The sequence below is a fragment of the Candidatus Pelagibacter sp. PS_02 genome (assembly GCF_059418065.1).
In genome coordinates this window covers 1,049,516-1,067,980 of the sequence record NZ_CM182079.1, presented here as the reverse complement: position 1 = coordinate 1,067,980, position 18,465 = coordinate 1,049,516, and the positions used below count along the sequence as shown (strand labels likewise).

The 18,465-nt window shown below is 28.1% G+C and carries 20 protein-coding genes and 1 pseudogene; 5 read left to right on the top strand and 16 right to left on the bottom strand.

Annotated elements, in window-relative coordinates; genetic code table 11:
* The first annotated feature begins 10 nt into the window (after positions 1-10).
* The 3 genes from AC5SL4_RS05625 to AC5SL4_RS05615 are packed head-to-tail and all read left to right on the top strand — an operon-like array spanning position 11 to position 2,526.
* Positions 11-664, top strand: a complete 654-nt coding sequence (locus tag AC5SL4_RS05625) for an SURF1 family protein (protein ID WP_494587230.1) — start codon at positions 11-13, stop codon at positions 662-664.
* Positions 665-2,041 carry a threonine synthase gene (gene thrC, locus AC5SL4_RS05620; protein WP_494587229.1) on the top strand — a complete coding sequence of 459 codons (1,377 nt, stop codon included), beginning with the start codon at positions 665-667 and terminating at the stop codon, positions 2,039-2,041.
* Positions 2,041-2,526 (top strand): peroxiredoxin, encoded by a 486-nt coding sequence (locus AC5SL4_RS05615; RefSeq protein WP_494587228.1) that lies wholly within the window; start codon positions 2,041-2,043, stop codon positions 2,524-2,526. The genes thrC and AC5SL4_RS05615 overlap by 1 nt, the downstream gene beginning before the upstream one ends.
* On the opposite strand, the gene rnhA is transcribed toward AC5SL4_RS05615, so the two are convergent.
* The 15 genes and pseudogenes from rnhA to AC5SL4_RS05540 form a co-directional block, all read right to left on the bottom strand.
* Positions 2,518-2,943, bottom strand: coding sequence for a ribonuclease HI (rnhA, locus tag AC5SL4_RS05610; RefSeq protein WP_011281491.1), 426 nt, complete (start codon positions 2,941-2,943; stop codon positions 2,518-2,520). The two genes, AC5SL4_RS05615 and rnhA, sit on opposite strands and share 9 nt — an antisense overlap.
* Positions 2,943-3,910 (bottom strand): annotated as a pseudogene (locus tag AC5SL4_RS05605) (homoserine kinase). The gene rnhA and the pseudogene AC5SL4_RS05605 overlap by 1 nt, the downstream one beginning before the upstream one ends.
* Entirely contained in the window at positions 3,911-4,855 is a 945-nt protein-coding gene (ispH, locus tag AC5SL4_RS05600) for a 4-hydroxy-3-methylbut-2-enyl diphosphate reductase (protein WP_494587227.1), read from the bottom strand.
* Entirely contained in the window at positions 4,845-5,783 is a 939-nt protein-coding gene (locus AC5SL4_RS05595; protein ID WP_027307172.1) for a Brp/Blh family beta-carotene 15,15'-dioxygenase, read from the bottom strand. The genes ispH and AC5SL4_RS05595 overlap by 11 nt, the downstream gene beginning before the upstream one ends.
* Positions 5,773-6,849 (bottom strand): lycopene cyclase family protein, encoded by a 1,077-nt coding sequence (locus tag AC5SL4_RS05590; protein ID WP_494587226.1) that lies wholly within the window; start codon positions 6,847-6,849, stop codon positions 5,773-5,775. Before AC5SL4_RS05590 ends, AC5SL4_RS05595 begins: the two co-directional genes overlap by 11 nt.
* On the bottom strand, positions 6,836-7,687 hold the full coding sequence (locus tag AC5SL4_RS05585; protein ID WP_006997787.1) for a phytoene/squalene synthase family protein: 852 nt from the start codon (positions 7,685-7,687) through the stop codon (positions 6,836-6,838). The genes AC5SL4_RS05590 and AC5SL4_RS05585 overlap by 14 nt, the downstream gene beginning before the upstream one ends.
* A complete protein-coding gene (crtI, locus tag AC5SL4_RS05580) occupies positions 7,687-9,144 on the bottom strand; it encodes a phytoene desaturase family protein (protein ID WP_494587225.1) in 1,458 nt (485 codons plus the stop codon). The genes AC5SL4_RS05585 and crtI overlap by 1 nt, the downstream gene beginning before the upstream one ends.
* 39 nt (positions 9,145-9,183) lie before the next feature.
* Positions 9,184-9,690, bottom strand: coding sequence for a F0F1 ATP synthase subunit B family protein (locus AC5SL4_RS05575; RefSeq protein ID WP_006997789.1), 507 nt, complete (start codon positions 9,688-9,690; stop codon positions 9,184-9,186).
* The gene (locus AC5SL4_RS05570) at positions 9,671-10,261 is read right to left on the bottom strand and encodes a F0F1 ATP synthase subunit B family protein (protein WP_494587224.1); all 591 of its coding nucleotides are present in this window, start codon (positions 10,259-10,261) and stop codon (positions 9,671-9,673) included. Before AC5SL4_RS05570 ends, AC5SL4_RS05575 begins: the two co-directional genes overlap by 20 nt.
* 5 nt (positions 10,262-10,266) lie before the next feature.
* Complete coding sequence (locus AC5SL4_RS05565) at positions 10,267-10,494, bottom strand: F0F1 ATP synthase subunit C (RefSeq protein ID WP_006997791.1); 228 nt, start codon at positions 10,492-10,494, stop codon at positions 10,267-10,269.
* Positions 10,495-10,513: 19 nt separating this feature from the next.
* Positions 10,514-11,248: a F0F1 ATP synthase subunit A gene (locus AC5SL4_RS05560; protein ID WP_006997792.1), complete on the bottom strand. Its 735-nt coding sequence runs from the start codon at positions 11,246-11,248 to the stop codon at positions 10,514-10,516.
* Between the two features lie 12 nt (positions 11,249-11,260).
* Positions 11,261-11,536 carry an AtpZ/AtpI family protein gene (locus AC5SL4_RS05555; protein ID WP_006997793.1) on the bottom strand — a complete coding sequence of 92 codons (276 nt, stop codon included), beginning with the start codon at positions 11,534-11,536 and terminating at the stop codon, positions 11,261-11,263.
* Between the two features lie 8 nt (positions 11,537-11,544).
* Positions 11,545-14,118, bottom strand: coding sequence for a chromosome segregation SMC family protein (locus AC5SL4_RS05550; RefSeq protein WP_006997794.1), 2,574 nt, complete (start codon positions 14,116-14,118; stop codon positions 11,545-11,547).
* A gap of 8 nt (positions 14,119-14,126) precedes the next feature.
* Positions 14,127-14,717, bottom strand: coding sequence for a thioredoxin domain-containing protein (locus AC5SL4_RS05545; protein ID WP_006997795.1), 591 nt, complete (start codon positions 14,715-14,717; stop codon positions 14,127-14,129).
* On the bottom strand, positions 14,714-15,202 hold the full coding sequence (locus AC5SL4_RS05540; RefSeq protein WP_006997796.1) for a DciA family protein: 489 nt from the start codon (positions 15,200-15,202) through the stop codon (positions 14,714-14,716). The genes AC5SL4_RS05545 and AC5SL4_RS05540 overlap by 4 nt, the downstream gene beginning before the upstream one ends.
* Here AC5SL4_RS05540 and AC5SL4_RS05535 point away from each other — a divergent pair, their 5' ends adjacent.
* On the top strand, positions 15,203-16,183 hold the full coding sequence (locus AC5SL4_RS05535; RefSeq protein WP_006997797.1) for an A/G-specific adenine glycosylase: 981 nt from the start codon (positions 15,203-15,205) through the stop codon (positions 16,181-16,183).
* A complete protein-coding gene (locus AC5SL4_RS05530) occupies positions 16,183-17,334 on the top strand; it encodes an FAD-dependent monooxygenase (protein WP_006997798.1) in 1,152 nt (383 codons plus the stop codon). The genes AC5SL4_RS05535 and AC5SL4_RS05530 overlap by 1 nt, the downstream gene beginning before the upstream one ends.
* Here AC5SL4_RS05530 and AC5SL4_RS05525 read toward each other — a convergent pair.
* Entirely contained in the window at positions 17,331-18,401 is a 1,071-nt protein-coding gene (locus tag AC5SL4_RS05525; protein WP_006997799.1) for a site-specific DNA-methyltransferase, read from the bottom strand. The two genes, AC5SL4_RS05530 and AC5SL4_RS05525, sit on opposite strands and share 4 nt — an antisense overlap.
* Between the last annotated feature and the right edge of the window lie 64 nt (positions 18,402-18,465).

The following is an 18,465-nucleotide window of genomic DNA, read 5'->3' as shown; positions in this document are numbered from 1 at the left end:
TTTTTAGCTCTTGAGATATAAATTTTCATTTTCTATTTTTGTATTTTTCTTCATTTCTGTCTTTCTAGCATTAGGGAGTTGGCAAATTATTAGACTTAATTGGAAATTAGAATTAATTAATCAAATAGAGACATCTCTGAAAGACATACCTGTCAATTTATCAAACAGTAAACATAAAAATTATCTTAGAGTTAAAACTAGAGGATCAATTGATTTTGAAAAACAAATTTATCTTTATAACTTAAATGAAAAAGGGAAACCGGGCTTTGAAGTTATTAACCCATTAAAAGTTGGCAATAATAACTATTTATTAAATAGAGGCTGGATACCATTTAATAAAAAAGAAGATGAAACTATAAACGTAATAGATGAAAACTATATTAATGGAGTTTTGAGAAAACAAATCAAACCCAATATATTTAAGCCTGAAAACGATCTATCTGAAAATTACTGGTTTACATTAGATAGAGATGATATTTTTAAATTCACAGGTAAAAATTTTTCTCCTTATGTAATTTATCTTTCTGGAAATAATGAATTTCCTAAACCAAAATCAATTACAGCAAATATTTCAAATAATCATAAAAAATATGCATTAACTTGGTTTTCGTTAGCGATTTCAATTCTTTTAATATATTTATATTTGAGAAAAAAAAATTATTAGATGAAATATATAAGCACTAGAGATAACTCAAAAGAGTACAGTTTTGAGGAGGTATTTATCAAAGGACTAGCAGATGATGGTGGTCTATTTATCCCAAAAAAAATAAAAAAATACACTACTGAAGAATTAAACTCTTTAAGTAATTTAAGCTATCAAGACTTAGCAAAAAAAATAATTTTCCCATTTATTGGTGATTTCATGACAGAAGCAGAGCTGTCATTAATTGTAGACAAGTCATATTCTTCATTTCGAAAAGATAACGTCGTAGATTTGATAAAAATTGGTGATGCTAAGATTTTAGAATTATTTCATGGTCCAACACTTGCTTTTAAGGATATAGCAATGCAGTTACTTGGTAATTTTTATGAATATTATCTAAGTAAAAATAGTAAACAAATTAATATTATAGTTGCAACATCAGGAGATACTGGTGCTGCTGCTATAGATGCAATTAAGGGTAAAGAGAATATAAATATATTTGTTCTACACCCACACAATAAAGTTTCACAGGTTCAGAGAAAAATAATGTCTACAGTTAAAGAAAAAAATGTATTTAATATTGCTATAAATGGTAATTTTGATGATTGTCAAAATTTAGTTAAGGCAATGTTTGCAGATAAAGAATTCTCTAATTCAATAAACATGTCTGGTGTAAATTCAATAAATTGGGCAAGAATTATTGCACAAGCTGTTTATTATTTTTATACATATTTTCAAATACGGGATGACAGGCTTGTTAATTTTTCAGTTCCAACTGGTAATTTTGGCGATGTTTATGCTGGTTATCTTTCTAAAAAAATGGGTCTACCAATAAATAAACTTATAGTAGCGACAAATCAAAATGATATTTTGCATAGAGCAATCACAAATGGAAAATATGAAGCTGAAACAGTGATTGAAACAAATTCGCCAAGTATGGATATTCAAATTGCAAGTAATTTTGAAAGATTAATTTATGATTTAAATGATTTTAATGATGTTGAAACTGGCAATGTTATGAAAAAAATTAAAGAAGAGGGAAAATATATTATTCCAAAAGATAAATTACAAAAAATTAGTAAAGATTTTCTTTCAGAAAATATGAGTGAAACTGAAGTTTTAAATATTATTAAAGATGTTCATAATAGATATAATGTTATATTAGACCCCCACAGTGCAATAGGCTTTGGTGCATTAAAAAAAATTAACCCAGAAGGTAACAATATTGTTTTAGCAACAGCACACCCCTGTAAGTTTCCAGACGCAATTGATAAATCAATTGGTATCAAGTCAAGTCTTCCAAATGAATTACAATATATAATGAATGAAAAAGAAAATTATGATATAATTTCTAATAATATAAATGAAACTCAAAAATATATTAAGGAAAAATTATAATGAAATTAAAAGAGAACGATAACATACCAAATTCAGAATTTTTTATTATGGAAGATGGTAATCCTACTAAAAAAAATACGCATGAATTTTATAAGGATAAAAAAATTGTTCTTTTTGGTTTACCAGGAGCATATACATCCGTTTGTTCAGCTAAACACTTGCCTGGATACGTAAATAACTATGAAAAATATAAAGAAAAAGGCATAGATCACATCGTCTGTATTTCTGTAAATGATCCGTTTGTAATGGACTCTTGGGGGAAAAGCCAAAATGTAGAAAATAAAATTATAATGATGGCAGATCCTTTCTTAGAATTTACAAAAGCAATAGGTGCAGATGTAGATAAAAGTGCCAGAGGATTGGGAATTAGATCTAATAGATACACAATGTTAATTGATAATCTTAAAGTTATTAAATTACAAGAAGAGGAAGACGTTGGTGCTTGTGAAATTTCAGCAGCACAAAATTTTCTATCATTAGTTTAATTCAGCAGCTTTTTTTGCGAGTAAATCTACTTCTTCATTTAGGGCATTACCTGCATGTGCTTTAACCCAAATCCATTTTATTTCAAATTGATTTGTTAGCTCGTATAGTTGTATCCAAAGTTCTTTATTCTTAACAGGTTCTTTCTTTGAAGTTTGCCAATTATTTTTTATCCATTTATGCACCCATTCAGTAATTCCTAATCTTACATATTGTGAGTCTGTATAGATTTCAATTTGATCATTTTGTTTAATTTGTTTTAGAGCCATAATAGGAGCCATCAATTCCATTTTATTATTAGTAGTGTCTTTTACGCTCCCACTAATTTCTTTGACTTCACCATTTTGGTTTATAATTGCAGCCCAACCACCATTACCGGGGTTATTTAAACATGATCCATCTGTATAAATTTTAATCATTACTTATAATAATCTTTATAGTGACTAAGATTATTGTGAATAATTAATTTTTGTAGATATTCCATAGGGTCTTTTATTTTAATCAAAGCAGTTTTTGGAGTGTTAAAATAATCATATATCCTTGTTAAAAGATATCGTAATGCAGCACCTCTACACATTACATTTAGTGCATCTTTTTCTTTTTTAGATAAAGTTCTTATACTTTCATATCCATTAATTAAGTTTTTAATTTTACTACTATTCATTACAAACATATTTTTTTTTTATCAAAGCATAAAGCATTAATGCAGATTGCAATTTCATATATCAAATAGTCATTAGATGAAAAATAAAAATCAATAAAACCTGAAAATTTATTTTTATTAAAAAAAATATTATCTATAAAAAGATCACCATGAATAATTCCTTGAGGTAGATTTTTGGGCCATTTATTTTTGATATCTTTTAGACACAGGTTGAGCGTGTTTTTAAGATTAGGTGTAATTTGATTAGATTTAAATTTTATAGTTTTCAACAAACCATTAAGTCTATGTATCGACATAGAATTTTGCCTATATAATTTTAATTTTGTAGTAACTTTATGAAATTTTGCAATATTTTTTCCTACATCAAAACAGTTTTTATTGTTAAGGATTTTTTTATCTTTGCCTTCTAAAAAACTTACAATACAGGCTGATTTTGTTTTAATATTGGTTATATGCGTTCCCTTTTTAGCTCTTAAAGGTTTAGGACAAATAATTTTTTTATGATTTAACTTCTCCATTAAATTCATAAAAAAAGGTAGATCCTTTTTTTTAACCCGCTTTTCAAAAATTGTTAAAATAAATTTATTCTGTTTTGTTTTTAATAAATAATTTGTATTTTCAATTCCTTTTTTTATACCTTGGAATTTTTCTATTTTATTAATTTGATAATTGTTAATTAATGATGAAATATCTTTTTTAATTAACTTCGTGTATACAGCCATTTAATTCAATTTTCCTGGAACTTTAAATACAATGTTTTCTTTTATGATCTCAGCTATTTCGATTTTTACTTTAAATTTACTTTTAATTTCGTTAATAAAGTTTTCAACTAAAATTTCTGGTGCAGAGGCTCCAGAGGAAATACCAATAACTTTGCAATTTTCTAATTTTTCAAATGGAATTTCACTATCGGAGTGTATCAATTCAGAATGAGGACACCCTGATTGTTCAGCTACCTCAACTAGGCGCACAGAATTTGAAGAATTTCTGCTTCCTAAAACAAAAAACATGTCACATTTTTTAGCTATATTTTTTACAGCAGATTGACGATTAGTAGTTGCGTAACAAATATCCTCTTTAAATGGTTCTTTAATTTTAGGAAACTTTTTTTTTAAAGCTTTAATTATATTTTTTGTGTCATCAACTGAGAGTGTTGTCTGGGTAACATAAGCAATTTTTTTATTGTCATCTAGTTCATAAGTCTCAACATCATGTTCATCCTGAATTAAATCAATTGAGCCTTCAGGCAATTGCCCCATAGTTCCTATAACTTCGGGATGATTAATATGTCCTATAAGGACAATATGGTATCCAGCTTTATAAAGATTTTCTGCTTCTCTATGTACTTTGGATACAAGTGGACAAGTAGCATCTATATATTCCATTTTATAGCCATTTGCTTGTTCTGGTACTGATTTTGGAACACCATGAGCAGAAAATATTACAGGCCTACTTTTATCTTTAATCTCATCAAGTTCTTCTACAAATATTGCACCAATTGTCTTAAGACTATCCACAACATATTTGTTATGAACTATTTCATGACGCACATAAACTGGAGCTCCATATTTTGTAATACTTTTTTTGACAATTTCTATAGCTCGCTCAACACCAGCGCAAAAGCCACGTGGTGCTGATAATAATATTTTAATTTCTTTATTTTTCATTTTTTTCTAGAAAGTATTCAAGCAATATATGTGGAAAGGTTAAGGACGCCAAACCAATAAATATAACTTTATATATTGCCTCGTTTACTAGGTAGTGATTTGAAAGATAATATAAGCTTAGCAAATAGAAAATAGCAGTCAAAATGGTCAAGGGCGCAGCTTTTTTGATAAAAATTAATAGCCCATTTTTAAAATTATACTTATCTAATTCAGTAATTAATGAAAGAGAGTGCCTAAAAGAATGCAAAAAGCAAAAATATAATGTGAAGGCTACCAAAGGTGCAAAGAAGTAATTTAAAATTAAAATTGATGTGAAGTCAAAAAATATCAATAAGTTAACTAGTTTGAAACCTTTCAAAAAAAAATAAATATTTGTGAGTAAGGAGATTAAAAAAATAAAAGAAATTATATAATTATTTTCTATAAAATTTAAAAATAAATAAAAACTTTCATTTTGTATTAATAATAATTTAAAAATATTGATTGTTTCAACAAAATGAAACATTAAGGGTGCAATAATAATTAATATTCCTTTTAGAAAATAAAGAATTATATCTATGTTAGATTTTTTAGTTATTAGAAATTCTGTATCTTCTTTACCAAAATGATAGGCAGCAACAACTAAAAAAATAATCAGTGATAAAGTTGGCGCAAGCAGCCAAATAATAATTATAGTAGCAGCAATTATTAAATAAATTAAGTAAAAATAATAAATATTATTAATATTATATAATTTTATCAGCCTTTTACCTTTTTGATTATCCAATGCACCATGTGAGATTCCAATTGATAGGATTAGTAATAGACAAATAATTGGAGATATAGACAGACTTTTAAATTGATCAAAAATAAGAGCAAGTGAAGTAGAAAAAAATAAAAAAATAATAGAATGAAAGAAATTAATTTTTTTAATTTGATTATTTATCATTTTTAAAAAATATTTTGATAAAAAGCCATTTAGGCATTTTAAGTATTATAAATAAATCTTGTAATAAAGTACTTTTATTAGACAAAAATTTAATAATTGTCTCAGGCGAATTGTTAAACATATCAAAAAATATATTTGCCATTTTTTCAGGATGGTAATTAAGAACTTTTAAAAATATTTCGTCCAAAAATTTATATTTTTTATTAATTTCATATCTTTTACTCTCTTTGATAGTGTGAATATTTTTTCTTATGTATTTGCTGTGCTCTTGTATATTTAAAAAGGTATAACCAGTACTCAATCGAGTCATTCCCCCAGCAGTACCAATGTTCATTTTATTTCTTTCATTAGAAATTGTGGGATGAAATAATGGGATTGCACCTACTTCGCTATAGTTAACTTTATAATCTCTGATATTAAGATGATTTCTTATATAATTTTTTAATTGTTCATCATAATCTTTTAAAGAATCATTTTTTATCTTAGATAACCAAGTAGTTTCAATTAAAGCTTTATTTTCTGTATAAGGTAATGTGTAAAAAAAATGAACACTATCACGTTGATCACAATCAAAATCCATCAAATTAAAAATTTCATCATCAAATACGTTTTTTTTAGTTTCAATTTCAATACCTTTAAAATGTTGCCAGAGCTTATCCTCTTTAGAATCCAGTAGGGGAACGCTATTAAAGATAAAAGCACTATTTAGGTCTATTTCATTAGTATTTTTGTAAAAGCTAATATTTTTATTTTTTTTTAATCGTGTATTTATTTTTTCATAAAATAAACCACTATCTATAGCTTCATAAGGTAATCCGTTGCACTCTAAAAATTTTGTTTTTCCAGGTATATTTATTGAAAAATTATTCCAAGTTTTCTGAACACAATCTTGAAAGTTATGATCTATGGTCTTCCAATAAGACCAAGTCTTATCTCTTTTGTATTCTAATCGTGGCTCTATGATTGCTAAGGTTGCATCTTTTAGCTTGTTATGAAGGTCCAACTCATACGCAAGTGACAATCCTGCACATCCACCTCCAATTATGATATAATCAAATTCTTTCATTTAAATCTATTTCTTCATTGATTAAAAGATGCTCTTTATTTCTAAGGTGGTTTTTTTCATTTATAAATATGAGTTTTATCAAGTCTAATATAGATAGAAATGTTTGGTACAACTTACCTAAATTAGCTACATATATTTTTCCGCTTCTATTGTAATTGTATATATTTTCTTTATGTAAAATTTTAGCACCAATTTTTCTATAAATTCTTCTAGCAACAAGTATTGCAAACCTAAACCTAAAAGGAATTTCTTTTATAGAGGCAAAGGAGCTTTCGTAGAACAAATCAGCCATACTTAATGTATTCTTTATAGTCTCGAAGTCATGATTAATATAAAATCTATTATTATTCATATCCTCAATTACATCTCTTGAAATATTTGTTAATTGCATTGCAATACCAAGATCTATTGCTGATTTCATGGAGTTTTTATTTTGTACACCTAAAATTTTTGCCATCATTAAGCCTACAGTACCAGCAACCCTATAAGAGTATATTAACAATTCTTTTTTTTTGTTAAATTTAACTACCTCATTTAAATCAGACTCAATACCATCAAATAAATCTTCAACAATCTTGATTGAAATTTTATTTTCCTCCATAAGGATCCACATATTTTTTATTATCAAATTATCAAAATTTTTATTTATAAAATTATTCTTAAAAATTAATAAATTTTTCTTTTTAATACTTAGTTCATTTTTATCATCAGCAATATTATCTATTGTTCGACAAAAATCATAAAGAGATGAGCATTTTTCATAAATATTTTTTGGTAAAAAAAAACCTGCCCAGTTAAACGACTTGGCATAAATAGATAAATAATTATTTTTTGACATTATAATATTTTATCTAAAACCTTTGCTGAAGAGAGTACACCTGGAACCCCTGCACCGGGGTGCGTTCCTGCTCCAACAAAGTATAATCCATCATAAATTTCTGATTTATTATGAAATCTAAAATATGCAGATTGAGTAAATTTTGGCTGGATCGAAAAACCTGATCCAAATTTGGTATTCAATTTATTTTCAAAATAATCTGGCGTTAAGTAGAAATCTTCAATAATATTTTTTCTAAGATTCGGTAGTAATGCTTTTTCCATTTTATCTATTACTAAATTCTTCATTTTTTCACCTTCAATTTTCCAATCAATTTTGGATTGATTGTTTGGGACGGGCACAAGAACATAAAAGCAATCATTTCCTTCAGGCGCCATTGATTTGTCTGTAGCTGATGGTCTATGAAGGTAATAGCTTATGTCATCATTTAATTTTTTATTATCAAAAATATCACACAGGTGTTCTTTATATTTATCACCAAATTTGATTGTGTGATGCTCAACATCTGGGTATGTTTTTTTTGTTCCAAAATAGTAAACAAATAGACCCATAGAATACTGCATTCGATTTTGTTTCCATTTAAATAGAGGGCTTGTTTTATTTAGACTTAGAAGTTTTTCATATACAGCAGGAGGATCAGCATTACATATTACATTATTTGAAAGTATTTCTTTTTGATTGTCTAATTTTACTCCACTAATTTTTCCATTACTTGAAATTATTTCTGTTACTTCATGTCCCTTGATTAATTCAATTTCTTGTTCAATCATTAATTTTTCTAAGCCACTGATTATGTTCCCAGTTCCACCCATTGAGTAATGTATGCCCCATTTTTTTTCGAGATATAGAATTAATCCGTATATTGATGTTGTAGTAAAGGGGTTTCCGCCAACTAATAGAGGATGCATACTTAGCATACGTCTTAATTTTTCATTTTTTATATATGAAGAAACTAATGAATAAACTGATTTATAGCTTTTAAGTTTTAGTAAAGAAGGTAATTGTTTCATCATCACAAGAGGTTTATCAAATGGAACATCAGCTAGTTCTGTGAAGCCTTTATCAAATATTTTTTTTGTAAATTTTACAAGTTGTTCATATCCTTTGACATCATCTTTGTTTATTTCTTCAATTTGTTTTTTCATTTGATCTTCATCACCAGAGTAATCAAATACACCTCCATCTTCATAAATAAATCTATACCAAATTTTTAAGGGAGTGAGTTTTATGTAATCTTGAGACTTCTTATTAAATAAAGTGAAAAGCTCTTCAATTAGATATGGCGCAGTAATTACTGTTGGACCAGCGTCAAAAGTAAAACCATTTTTTTTAAACACTCTAGCTCTTCCACCCAAGTCAGGGTGTTTTTCTATTAAAGTTACTTTATGATTTTTGGCTCTTAATCTTAATGCTGCAGCTATACCACCAAATCCAGAACCAATGACAATAGATTTCATTGGGTTAATTTATAGTTTTTTTAAAAAATTGTAAGGTAATTATGAGCTTATTTTTTTTAAAGCTATTTTTGTTTCTTCAAGGTTTTTTTCAAAAAGACCATCAAGTTTTGATTTATCAACAGATGTGTTAATAATTTTTTTAACAGAATCAACAGCAATTTTAATTGAAACATCTTTTATTTCTTTAAGTGCAGCTTCTTTCATTTGTGAAATTTTATTTTCTGCTAAACTTTTTTTAATTTCTGAAGATTTATGAAATTTATCATTCATTTCGATTATAAGATGATCGCTATCTTTTTTGGCTTGTTGTAAAATATCATTGCTCACAGTTTGTGCGGTATCAAGTTTATTTTGAGCGTTATCCAATAAAACCTTTGCCTCTTGTCTTAGTTTTTCACTTTCATCTATTTCATTTTTAATATCAAGGATAAGCTTATTTAAAAGTTCATTAATCTTTTGAGGTATTTTTAAATAAACTAAAGCTCCAATAAATATTAAAAAGGATATAGCTACCCAAAAAGTTGCATCAATTACCATAATATTCATCCATTTTTTTTCTTGAAAGATCTTCTACTATTGCAGAAATACTACTACTGTTAACTTCAGCTCCTATTAGCTCCTGTAGTAAGTCCGAAGAGGTCTCTACAGCAATTTTTTTGATTTTTTCTGGTGCATTATCTCTAAAAGTTTTTATCTCAATCTCAGCTTTATTAACTTCTTCATCAAGCTCTTTTTCTAGTATTTCCTTCTTTACACCAATATCTTTCAGTACTTTTTCTCTAGCTTGTTTAAAGTAGTTTTTTGCTTCATTCTTGCTCGATTGTACTATCTTTTCGTATTCTTCAATTTTTTGTTCACTTTCTTCTCTTTGCTTTTCTGCAGCCTCAATATTTTCTAAAATTTGAGATTTTCTAGTTTCTAGATTGGCACTTATTTTTGGAAGTATAAGTTTAGATAAAACAACATATAAAATTCCAAAAGTAATAATTAACCAAAAAATTTGAGAAACCCAAAACTCTGAATTTAATTGAGGCATTCCACCGCTTTCAGCTGCAAAAGCTTCCATAAAAAACAGGAAGCTTAAAAATATCGACTGAAAAAATATTTTTTTAATCATTAAATTTAAAATGCAAATAAAATAATTAACGCTACAACTAATCCAAATAGGCCCGTTGCTTCAGCTAAAGCAAAACCTAATAAAAGATTAGGAAATTGTTTTTGAGCTGCAGATGGGTTTCTCATCGCGCCAGAAAGGTAATTACCAAAGATAATTCCGATCCCAACACCGGCACCCGCTAGAGCTATTGCTGCTAGTCCTGCTCCGATCATTTTTGCTGCTTCTAATTCCATTATATCCTCCTTATGTTAGTTAATGGTGTAAATTTAATGCATCATTCAAGTAGATGCAGGTTAAGATTGCGAAAACATATGCTTGAAGAAAAGCAACTAGTATTTCCAAGCCAGTTAATGCAACCGAAAAACTCAGTGGAAGCCATCCACCAACTATTCCAAGGCTTATTACAAAGCCTCCGAAAACTTTCATCATTGTATGACCAGCCATCATGTTTGCAAATAAACGAACTGAAAGACTAACCGGTCTACTTAAGTAAGAAATTATTTCTATAACAACTATTAGTGGTAATAGTACTGCAGGTACTCCGCTAGGTACAAATAGTTTTAAATATCCTAATCCATGTTTCATAAATCCAATAATTGTTACACCCACAAAAATAAATGAAGCCAAGATAAAAGTAACAATGATATGGCTAGTTACTGTAAAGGCATAAGGGATCATCCCAAACATGTTACAGAATAGCACAAACATAAATATTGAGAAGATAAACGCAAAGTAAGGTTTTGCTTTTGATCCTGCGGTATCACTAATCATTTTGGAAACAAAAGTGTAACTTAATTCAGAAAGAAGTTGCATCTTGCTTGGTAGTAAAGAATTTTTTTTTGACCCTAAATTAAAAATTAGTAAGATTGCAAGAGAACTAATCACCATAAACAAGCTTGCATTTGTGAAAGAAATATCTATTGCGCCTAATTTAATTTCTGGTCCAATTCTATAAACTTCGAATTGGTTCATTGGGTTTGTAGCCATAATTTTTTAAGTCTATTTTTGCATATTTTTTGCAGATCTGAATACGTTTATAATTCCAGCAACAACACCTACAAAAAAAAATATTAATATTAACCAGGGCTTAGTACCAAAGGTCTTGTCTAAAATAAACCCTATAATTGTCCCAACTGCTACTGCGGACACTAATTCTGTACTTAATTTAAAGGCAGTTCCAATAGAAGAGGGTGCCTCTTCATTTTTATACAGATTTTTCTTAGAAAGCTTATTTTTTGCAATCTCCAAGCGAGTTTTAAGGCTATCTTTTGGCATTCAAATTATTAAGCAACCATGCTCTCTGCTTTTTGTAAATCAACAGCAACAAGTTGGCTAATACCTTTTTCAGGCATTGTAACTCCATAAAGTCTATTCATTTTTGACATAGTTAGAGCATGGTGAGTTACGATAATAAATTTAGTGTCAGTTATTTTAGTTAAATCATCAAGAAGTCCACAAAATCTTGTTACGTTAGCATCATCTAGTGGAGCATCAACCTCATCTAAAACACAGATTGGAGATGGGTTAGTAAGGAACACTGCAAAAATAAGAGACAAGGCTGTTAAAGCTTGTTCACCACCAGATAATAAAGTTATAGACTGAAGTCTTTTACCAGGAGGACTTACCAGCATTTCTAAACCAGCTTCAAGTGGGTCATCAGAATCTACTAACTCTAGTTTTGCATTTCCACCGTTAAATAGTTTTGTATAAACTTCATTAAATTTTCTATTAACTTTTTCAAAAGCTTCTAACAGTCTTTCTCTTCCTTTTTGATTTAATTCATTAATACTTTCTTTTAATTTTATAATAGCAGATACAAGATCTTCTCTATCTTGTTCCATCTTTTTAATTTCTATTTCATATTTACTGGTTTCTTCATCAGCTCTAAGGTTAACTGATCCCAATTTTTCTCTTTCTCTTTTTTTCTCATCAAGAGCATCTTCTTGCGCAACAGAGTCAGGTAGCTCTTCAACACCATTTAAATTAGAATTTTCTAGAATATCATTTTCTTCAAGATTAAGTTCAGAACTAACTCTTTCTAACAGATCTTCTTTACGTTTTTTTAAACCTTCGACAGTTGCTCCTGAGCTTGCTTTTCTTTCTCTGATTTGAATAGATCTTTCTTGAACGTCATTTAACTCAAGTCTTAAAGAGTTTATCTTTTTATCTGTTTCTTCAATTATTTTTTCATTTTCAATTTTTTCATTTTGTGAAATTCTTAGACCCTCAGTAATTTGCCCTTTTCTTTCTGCTTGGGCTTTGGGTTGTTGGTCACGCTCATTTAACTGTGATAGTAATTTATTTTTTCTTTCAGTTAGCTCAGAAACCATTTTTTCAGAATTAGAGAGTAAGTTTTTCCAACTTTCAACTTCTGATTCTATAGCTTTAATTCTTTCATTTCTTTTTACAGACTCTTTTTTTATTGATTGATTTTTACTAAAACTATCAGCATATTTTTCTTGCAATAATTTTATATTTTCATTTTTTTCATTAATATTAGAAAGCTTTTTCTTACTCTCTTCATCTTCAAGATTATCTAAAAAACCATCTATTTCAATTTGACATCTATCAAGTAAAGTAAGTGCTTGATTAATTTCATTGTTATTAATCAATTCTTTAGCTCTGGTGATTGTATTTTTAACATTTTTAATTGGCCCAATAGCAATATTTATATTTCCATCAGCAAAAATATTAATAATTTCATCAACAGATTTTTGTTCATCTTTTAATAGGTTTTTTGCCTTCTCAAGATCTTCGTTTGATAATTTTTCTGTTTCAAAATATTTAGAATCTATTTCTATTAATTCAGCTTTCTCTTCTTTTAGGCGTCTTTCATTTGAGTTAGCATCAATTACAATCCCCTTTTCTCTGTCTATATCTTCCTCGATAGTTTTTAGGGATTTTTTAATATTTTCAATTTCATCTTGAGTTCTAACATTTTCTTCATCTAAATTTTGTAGCTCTAAATTTAATCTTTGAATTTTGGATAGATTTTCTATATTTTTTTCTCTTAAGGGAGAAACTTTATCTGTTTCAGTTTTAATTAAATTTTCAAATTGAGCAATCTGTTGATTGAAGTTACTTACCTCTCCTTCAGCTTCATTGTTAATTTCATTTTCTATTCTAATCTCATTATCAATGTCTAATAATTTTAAATAATATAGCCCTGCTTCAATTTTTTTTATTTCTTCAGATATAAGTTTATATTTCGTTGCCTCTTCAGCTTGTTTCTGAAGGTTTGCTAATTGTTTTTCTTGTTGTCTTCTTAATTCATCAGCTCTTTTTAAGTTTGTCTCTGCAGCATTTAATCTAAGTTCAGCCTCATGCCTTCTCACATGTAACCCTGAAATATTAGCTGCTTCCTCCAAGATTGCACGCCTGTCAGTAGGCTTAGCAGTTACTAAAGCTCCAATTCGTCCCTGACTAATCATTGATGGTGAATGAGCACCCGTAGATAAATCTGCAAAAAACATTTGAGCGTCTCTAGCTCTAACTTCTTTGTCATTTATATAAAATTTTGAACCCTTATCTTTTTCAATCTTTCTTCTAACTTCAATATGATCTAAATCTTTATATTGCATTGGACCATCATGACTTGCATTATCTACACTAATAGAAACTTCTGCTATATTTTTAGAAGATTTATTAGATGTACCATTAAAGATAACATCTTCCATACCTGAACCACGCATACTCTTAGCTGAGGTTTCACCCATAACCCATCTTAAGGATTCCACAATATTAGATTTCCCACAACCGTTTGGACCAACGATGCCGGTTAAGCCGTGCTCTATAAGAAAATTTGTTTTTTCAGCAAATGATTTAAATCCGTTTAATTGGATTTTTTTAAACTCCATGGACTAACTTATATCAGTTTTTCCAGATATTTTTTTAAATTCTTATAATTTAGGGCTTTATCAAACTTTTTATCATTAATTATTATCGTAGGAGTAGCATTAACTTCAAATTTTTTTACCCCATCGATTCGATCATTTAAAACGTAATCTTCTATAGCTTTATCACTTAAGCATTTTTCAAAATCTAAGTTTACACTTTCACTTTCTAAGAATTTTTTTAAATAACCCGTTGCTTCTTCTGGAGTTTTTCCTCTAGCCCATTTTTTTTGCCCAGAGTATAAAATATTCAAAATATTTGAATTACCATCGTTATTACACTGAGCAATTTTTGATGCATTAAAAGCTGCTAAATCTAATGGAAAATGTCTAAATTCTATTTTTACTAATCCTTTATCAATGAAGTCTTTTTTAAGTTCAGGATATACATCTTTATGAAAATTTGCACAGTGACCACAAGTCAATGACTCGTATGCAATTATTGTTATTTTAGCACTTTCTTCTCCTTCAGAAATTCTTTTGACCATTTCATTATCTGCAGCAAGCGCTTTAGCGGAGAAGATTAAAAATATTATAAATAATGTTGAGGTGAATTTTTTCATCGTTGTTTAAATAGTTTTGTTAATTCAAGTAATGATTTTTTAATTTTATCATTCTTAATACTATTTATCCTATCTGCATATTTAATATTTGTCACATGATTTTCATTAGAGTCTAATTTTTTGAACTTTGTTTGGGCGTCATCAAAGCTTATGAATTTCAATTTCTCAACAACGGCATAGCCAAAAAAACTATTCATTTTATCCATTATTACTTTTTTAGAATACTCTAAATCAATCTCATGTCCTCTCTTTACCATTATTTGAAGAGTGCTTACTCCAAATTTATTCGAATTTTTAAAGGATTTGGGATAGCATATTTGAAAAAGATCACCCCCAACTATGTACTTCCAGTTATTAAGTGTTTCAGAAAATATATGACCCTTTTTTTTGATTATTTTTTTAATGTTTTTTGGCAAAGTGTCTTTAAAAGACCTTAAGCCTTGAATAGTTTTAAACCTCTGCTTAGTATTATTTTTAAATTGCATATGACCAAATCCATACTAACAAAAAAAATTCTTTATTGGTACGATAATAATAAAAGATCACTCCCATGGAGAAAAGAGTTATCACAAGTTAAGCGAGAATATTTCACGTTAGTAAGTGAATTTATGTTACAGCAAACGCAGGTTGCAACTGTAATTCCATACTTTAATAATTTTATAAAAGATATTCCAGATATTAAATCTCTATCAAAAATTAAGGAACATAAGCTTTTAAAATATTGGGAGGGCCTTGGTTATTATTCAAGAGTAAAAAACTTAAAAAAGACTGCACAAATATTAGAAAAAAATTTTAATAGAAGGTTACCAAACACGATTGATGAATTAAAATTATTACCTGGAATAGGTGACTACACTTCTAATGCAATAATGGCAATTGCCTTTAACAAGCCATTTATTCCCTTAGATGGAAATATTGAAAGAGTAATTAAAAGATTATTAAATTTAAAATTACCCAAAGAAATTACAAAAGATAATCTTGTTAAGAATAAAAAAATATTAGGTAATTCAACTAGAGCAAGCGATTATGCTCAAGCGCTAATGGAGCTAGGTGCATTGATTTGTCGACCTAAAAATCCCTTATGTCACCAATGTCCTTTAATTAAAAATTGTAAGTCTTTTAAAAAAAAAGATTTTGAAATAATAAAAGAAAGAAAAAAGAAGATTGATAAATTTTATTTATTAGAAGTTTATAAAAAGAATAATAAATTTTTGTTAATCAAAAATACTAAATTTAATTTTTTAAAGAATTTGCAAATATTTCCCATGAAGCAAATATCCAAACCTGATAATTTAGCAAAAGCTTTAAACTTCAAGATATCCAATATGAATATGAATGTAATAATCAAGTTTTCCAAGTTAAAAGGTGAAATTTCTAACTCTTCTTGGATTGATAGCTCTAAGCTTGAAGATTATACTTTGCCCACATTTACTAAAAAAATTTTTAATTATTTAAAAAAGATTTAATGAAAAATATAGCAATAATAGGAGCTGGTATTTCAGGCCTGTATATTGCAAATCTTTTAAGTCAAAACTCTAATTACCAAGTGACAATTTATGAGAAAAATGCTTCTGTTAATTTGGAAAAAGGATATGGAATTCAACTTTCAGTTAATAGCATCAAACTATTAAATCAAATAAATTTTCAAAAAATCAGGATAGAAGATAAATTTCACCCCAATAAACTAGATTTTTATTCTTTAAAAAATAATAAAAAAATATGTGATTTAGATATATCCATGTTTAACAGCACTGATACAAAATATACTACCTTACAACGCTCTACTTTAATTAATTTCTTAAAAGATGGGCTTCATGAAAATATTATTCATTATAATAAAAAAGTTATAAAAATTAATGAAGAAGCAGAAAGTAAAGAAGTTTCTTTTGAGGATGGTTTATCAGTTAAATGTGATTACTTAATTATCTCCGATGGAACTTTTTCAAAGACAAAATCATTAATTGCCAATAAAGAAACTAAGCCAAAGTATTTTAACTCTATTGCCTTAAGAGCAACAATTGACCAGGATGCCCTTAAGGGCATTAACCCAGAGAATATATCTTTGTTTTTAGGGTCTAATTTACACTCAGTTCTTTATCCAGTTAATAGCAAAGGACAGTTTAATTTTATTACCATTTTTAGAAAAAAGCTTAGCACTAAAGAGTTATCTGATTATTCTTTATTTGAGAACAAAGATTTTGCTGCATCTATTATATCTGAAATATCAAAGCAAGTACCCCCCGAAACAATGAACAATCTAAAAAGTATTAAATGTTTTCCAATATTTGTGAGTTCTGATGTCAATGAACCAAAAAATAAAGATACTTTTATCATTGGAGATGCCTTTTTTGCTTTACCCCCAACCTTTGCTCAAGGCGCCTCTCAATCAATAGAGGTTGCCAATGAACTTTATAAAAATTTAGAAAATGAAAACACTCAATTTAATTCTGAAAGAGTTAAAAGAGTAAGGATGATTGATATGAAATCAAAACTTAATTATTTTGCTTTTCATTTATCTAATCCATTAATAATTTGGATTAGAAACTTAGTAATAAAAAAATTAGTTAAAAATGAAAAATTTATTAACAGTTATCTTGGTAAAATTTATAAAGACTAATTTTTAGAAATTAATCTTTGTCTTAAATTATCAATTGGCACAGAAACGCCATTCACTGTACAATGCCAGTAAGTCCATCCATTACAGCTTTCAGAACCAAGTATTGTTGCTGCAACTTTATGAATTGATCCTTCAGCTTGATTATGCTTGATACTTCCATCTGCCATAATCTTAGCAACTATTTTTTTCTTTTGATCAAAAATACTTGTTCCAGGCTTTATTATTCCAAGCTCTACTAGTGATCCAAAAGGTATTCTAGGCTTAGATCGATTATTTTTTAAAGTGTCTAAGAAATTATCCTCTAAAGGTTTTGTATTTTTTAACCTTTCTTCTGCTGCTTTAAAATAAGTCTTCTCTTTCTCTATACCATAATATTTTCTACCTAATTTTTTTGCAACCGTTGCAGTTGTTCCAGATCCTAAGAATGGGTCTAGAATTAAATCGTCCTTGTTTGATGATGCCAATAAAACTCTATGTAATAAAGATTCTGGTTTTTGAGTAGAGTGAACTTTTTTACCATTTTTTTTAAGTCTTTCTGCACCATTACAAATAGGTAAATTCCAATTAGATCTCATTTGAAGATCGTCATTTAAACATTTCAAAGATTGATAGTTAAAAGTATATTTTGACTTCTCACTTTTAGAAGCCCAAATTAAAGTTTCATGAGCGTTTGTAAACCTTGTTCCTCTGAAATTAGGCATTGGGTTATTCTTATTCCAGATAACATCATTTAAAATCCAAAAACCCAAATTTTGTATTGCAGTGCCTACTCTAAAAATATTATGATAACTTCCTATGACCCAGATGGCTCCATCTTTTTTTAATATTCTTCTACATTCAGAAAGCCAAGCAACCGTAAAGTCATCATATTTTTTAAAGCTTTCAAACTGATCCCATTTATCGTTAACAGCACTGACTTTGCTTCTGTCTGGTCTAGTAAGTGAATTTTTTAATTGTAAATTGTATGGTGGATCAGCGAAAACAAGATCAAAGGTTTCGCTTGGAATTTTTTTTAATTCCTCAAGACTGTCACCATTAATAATCTTATTTTTAAAATTGTTTTCCATTTTGTATAAAACAATTAGACTCCATACGGATTCTTGCGTCAACCTGAGATTGAAATAACTAGAT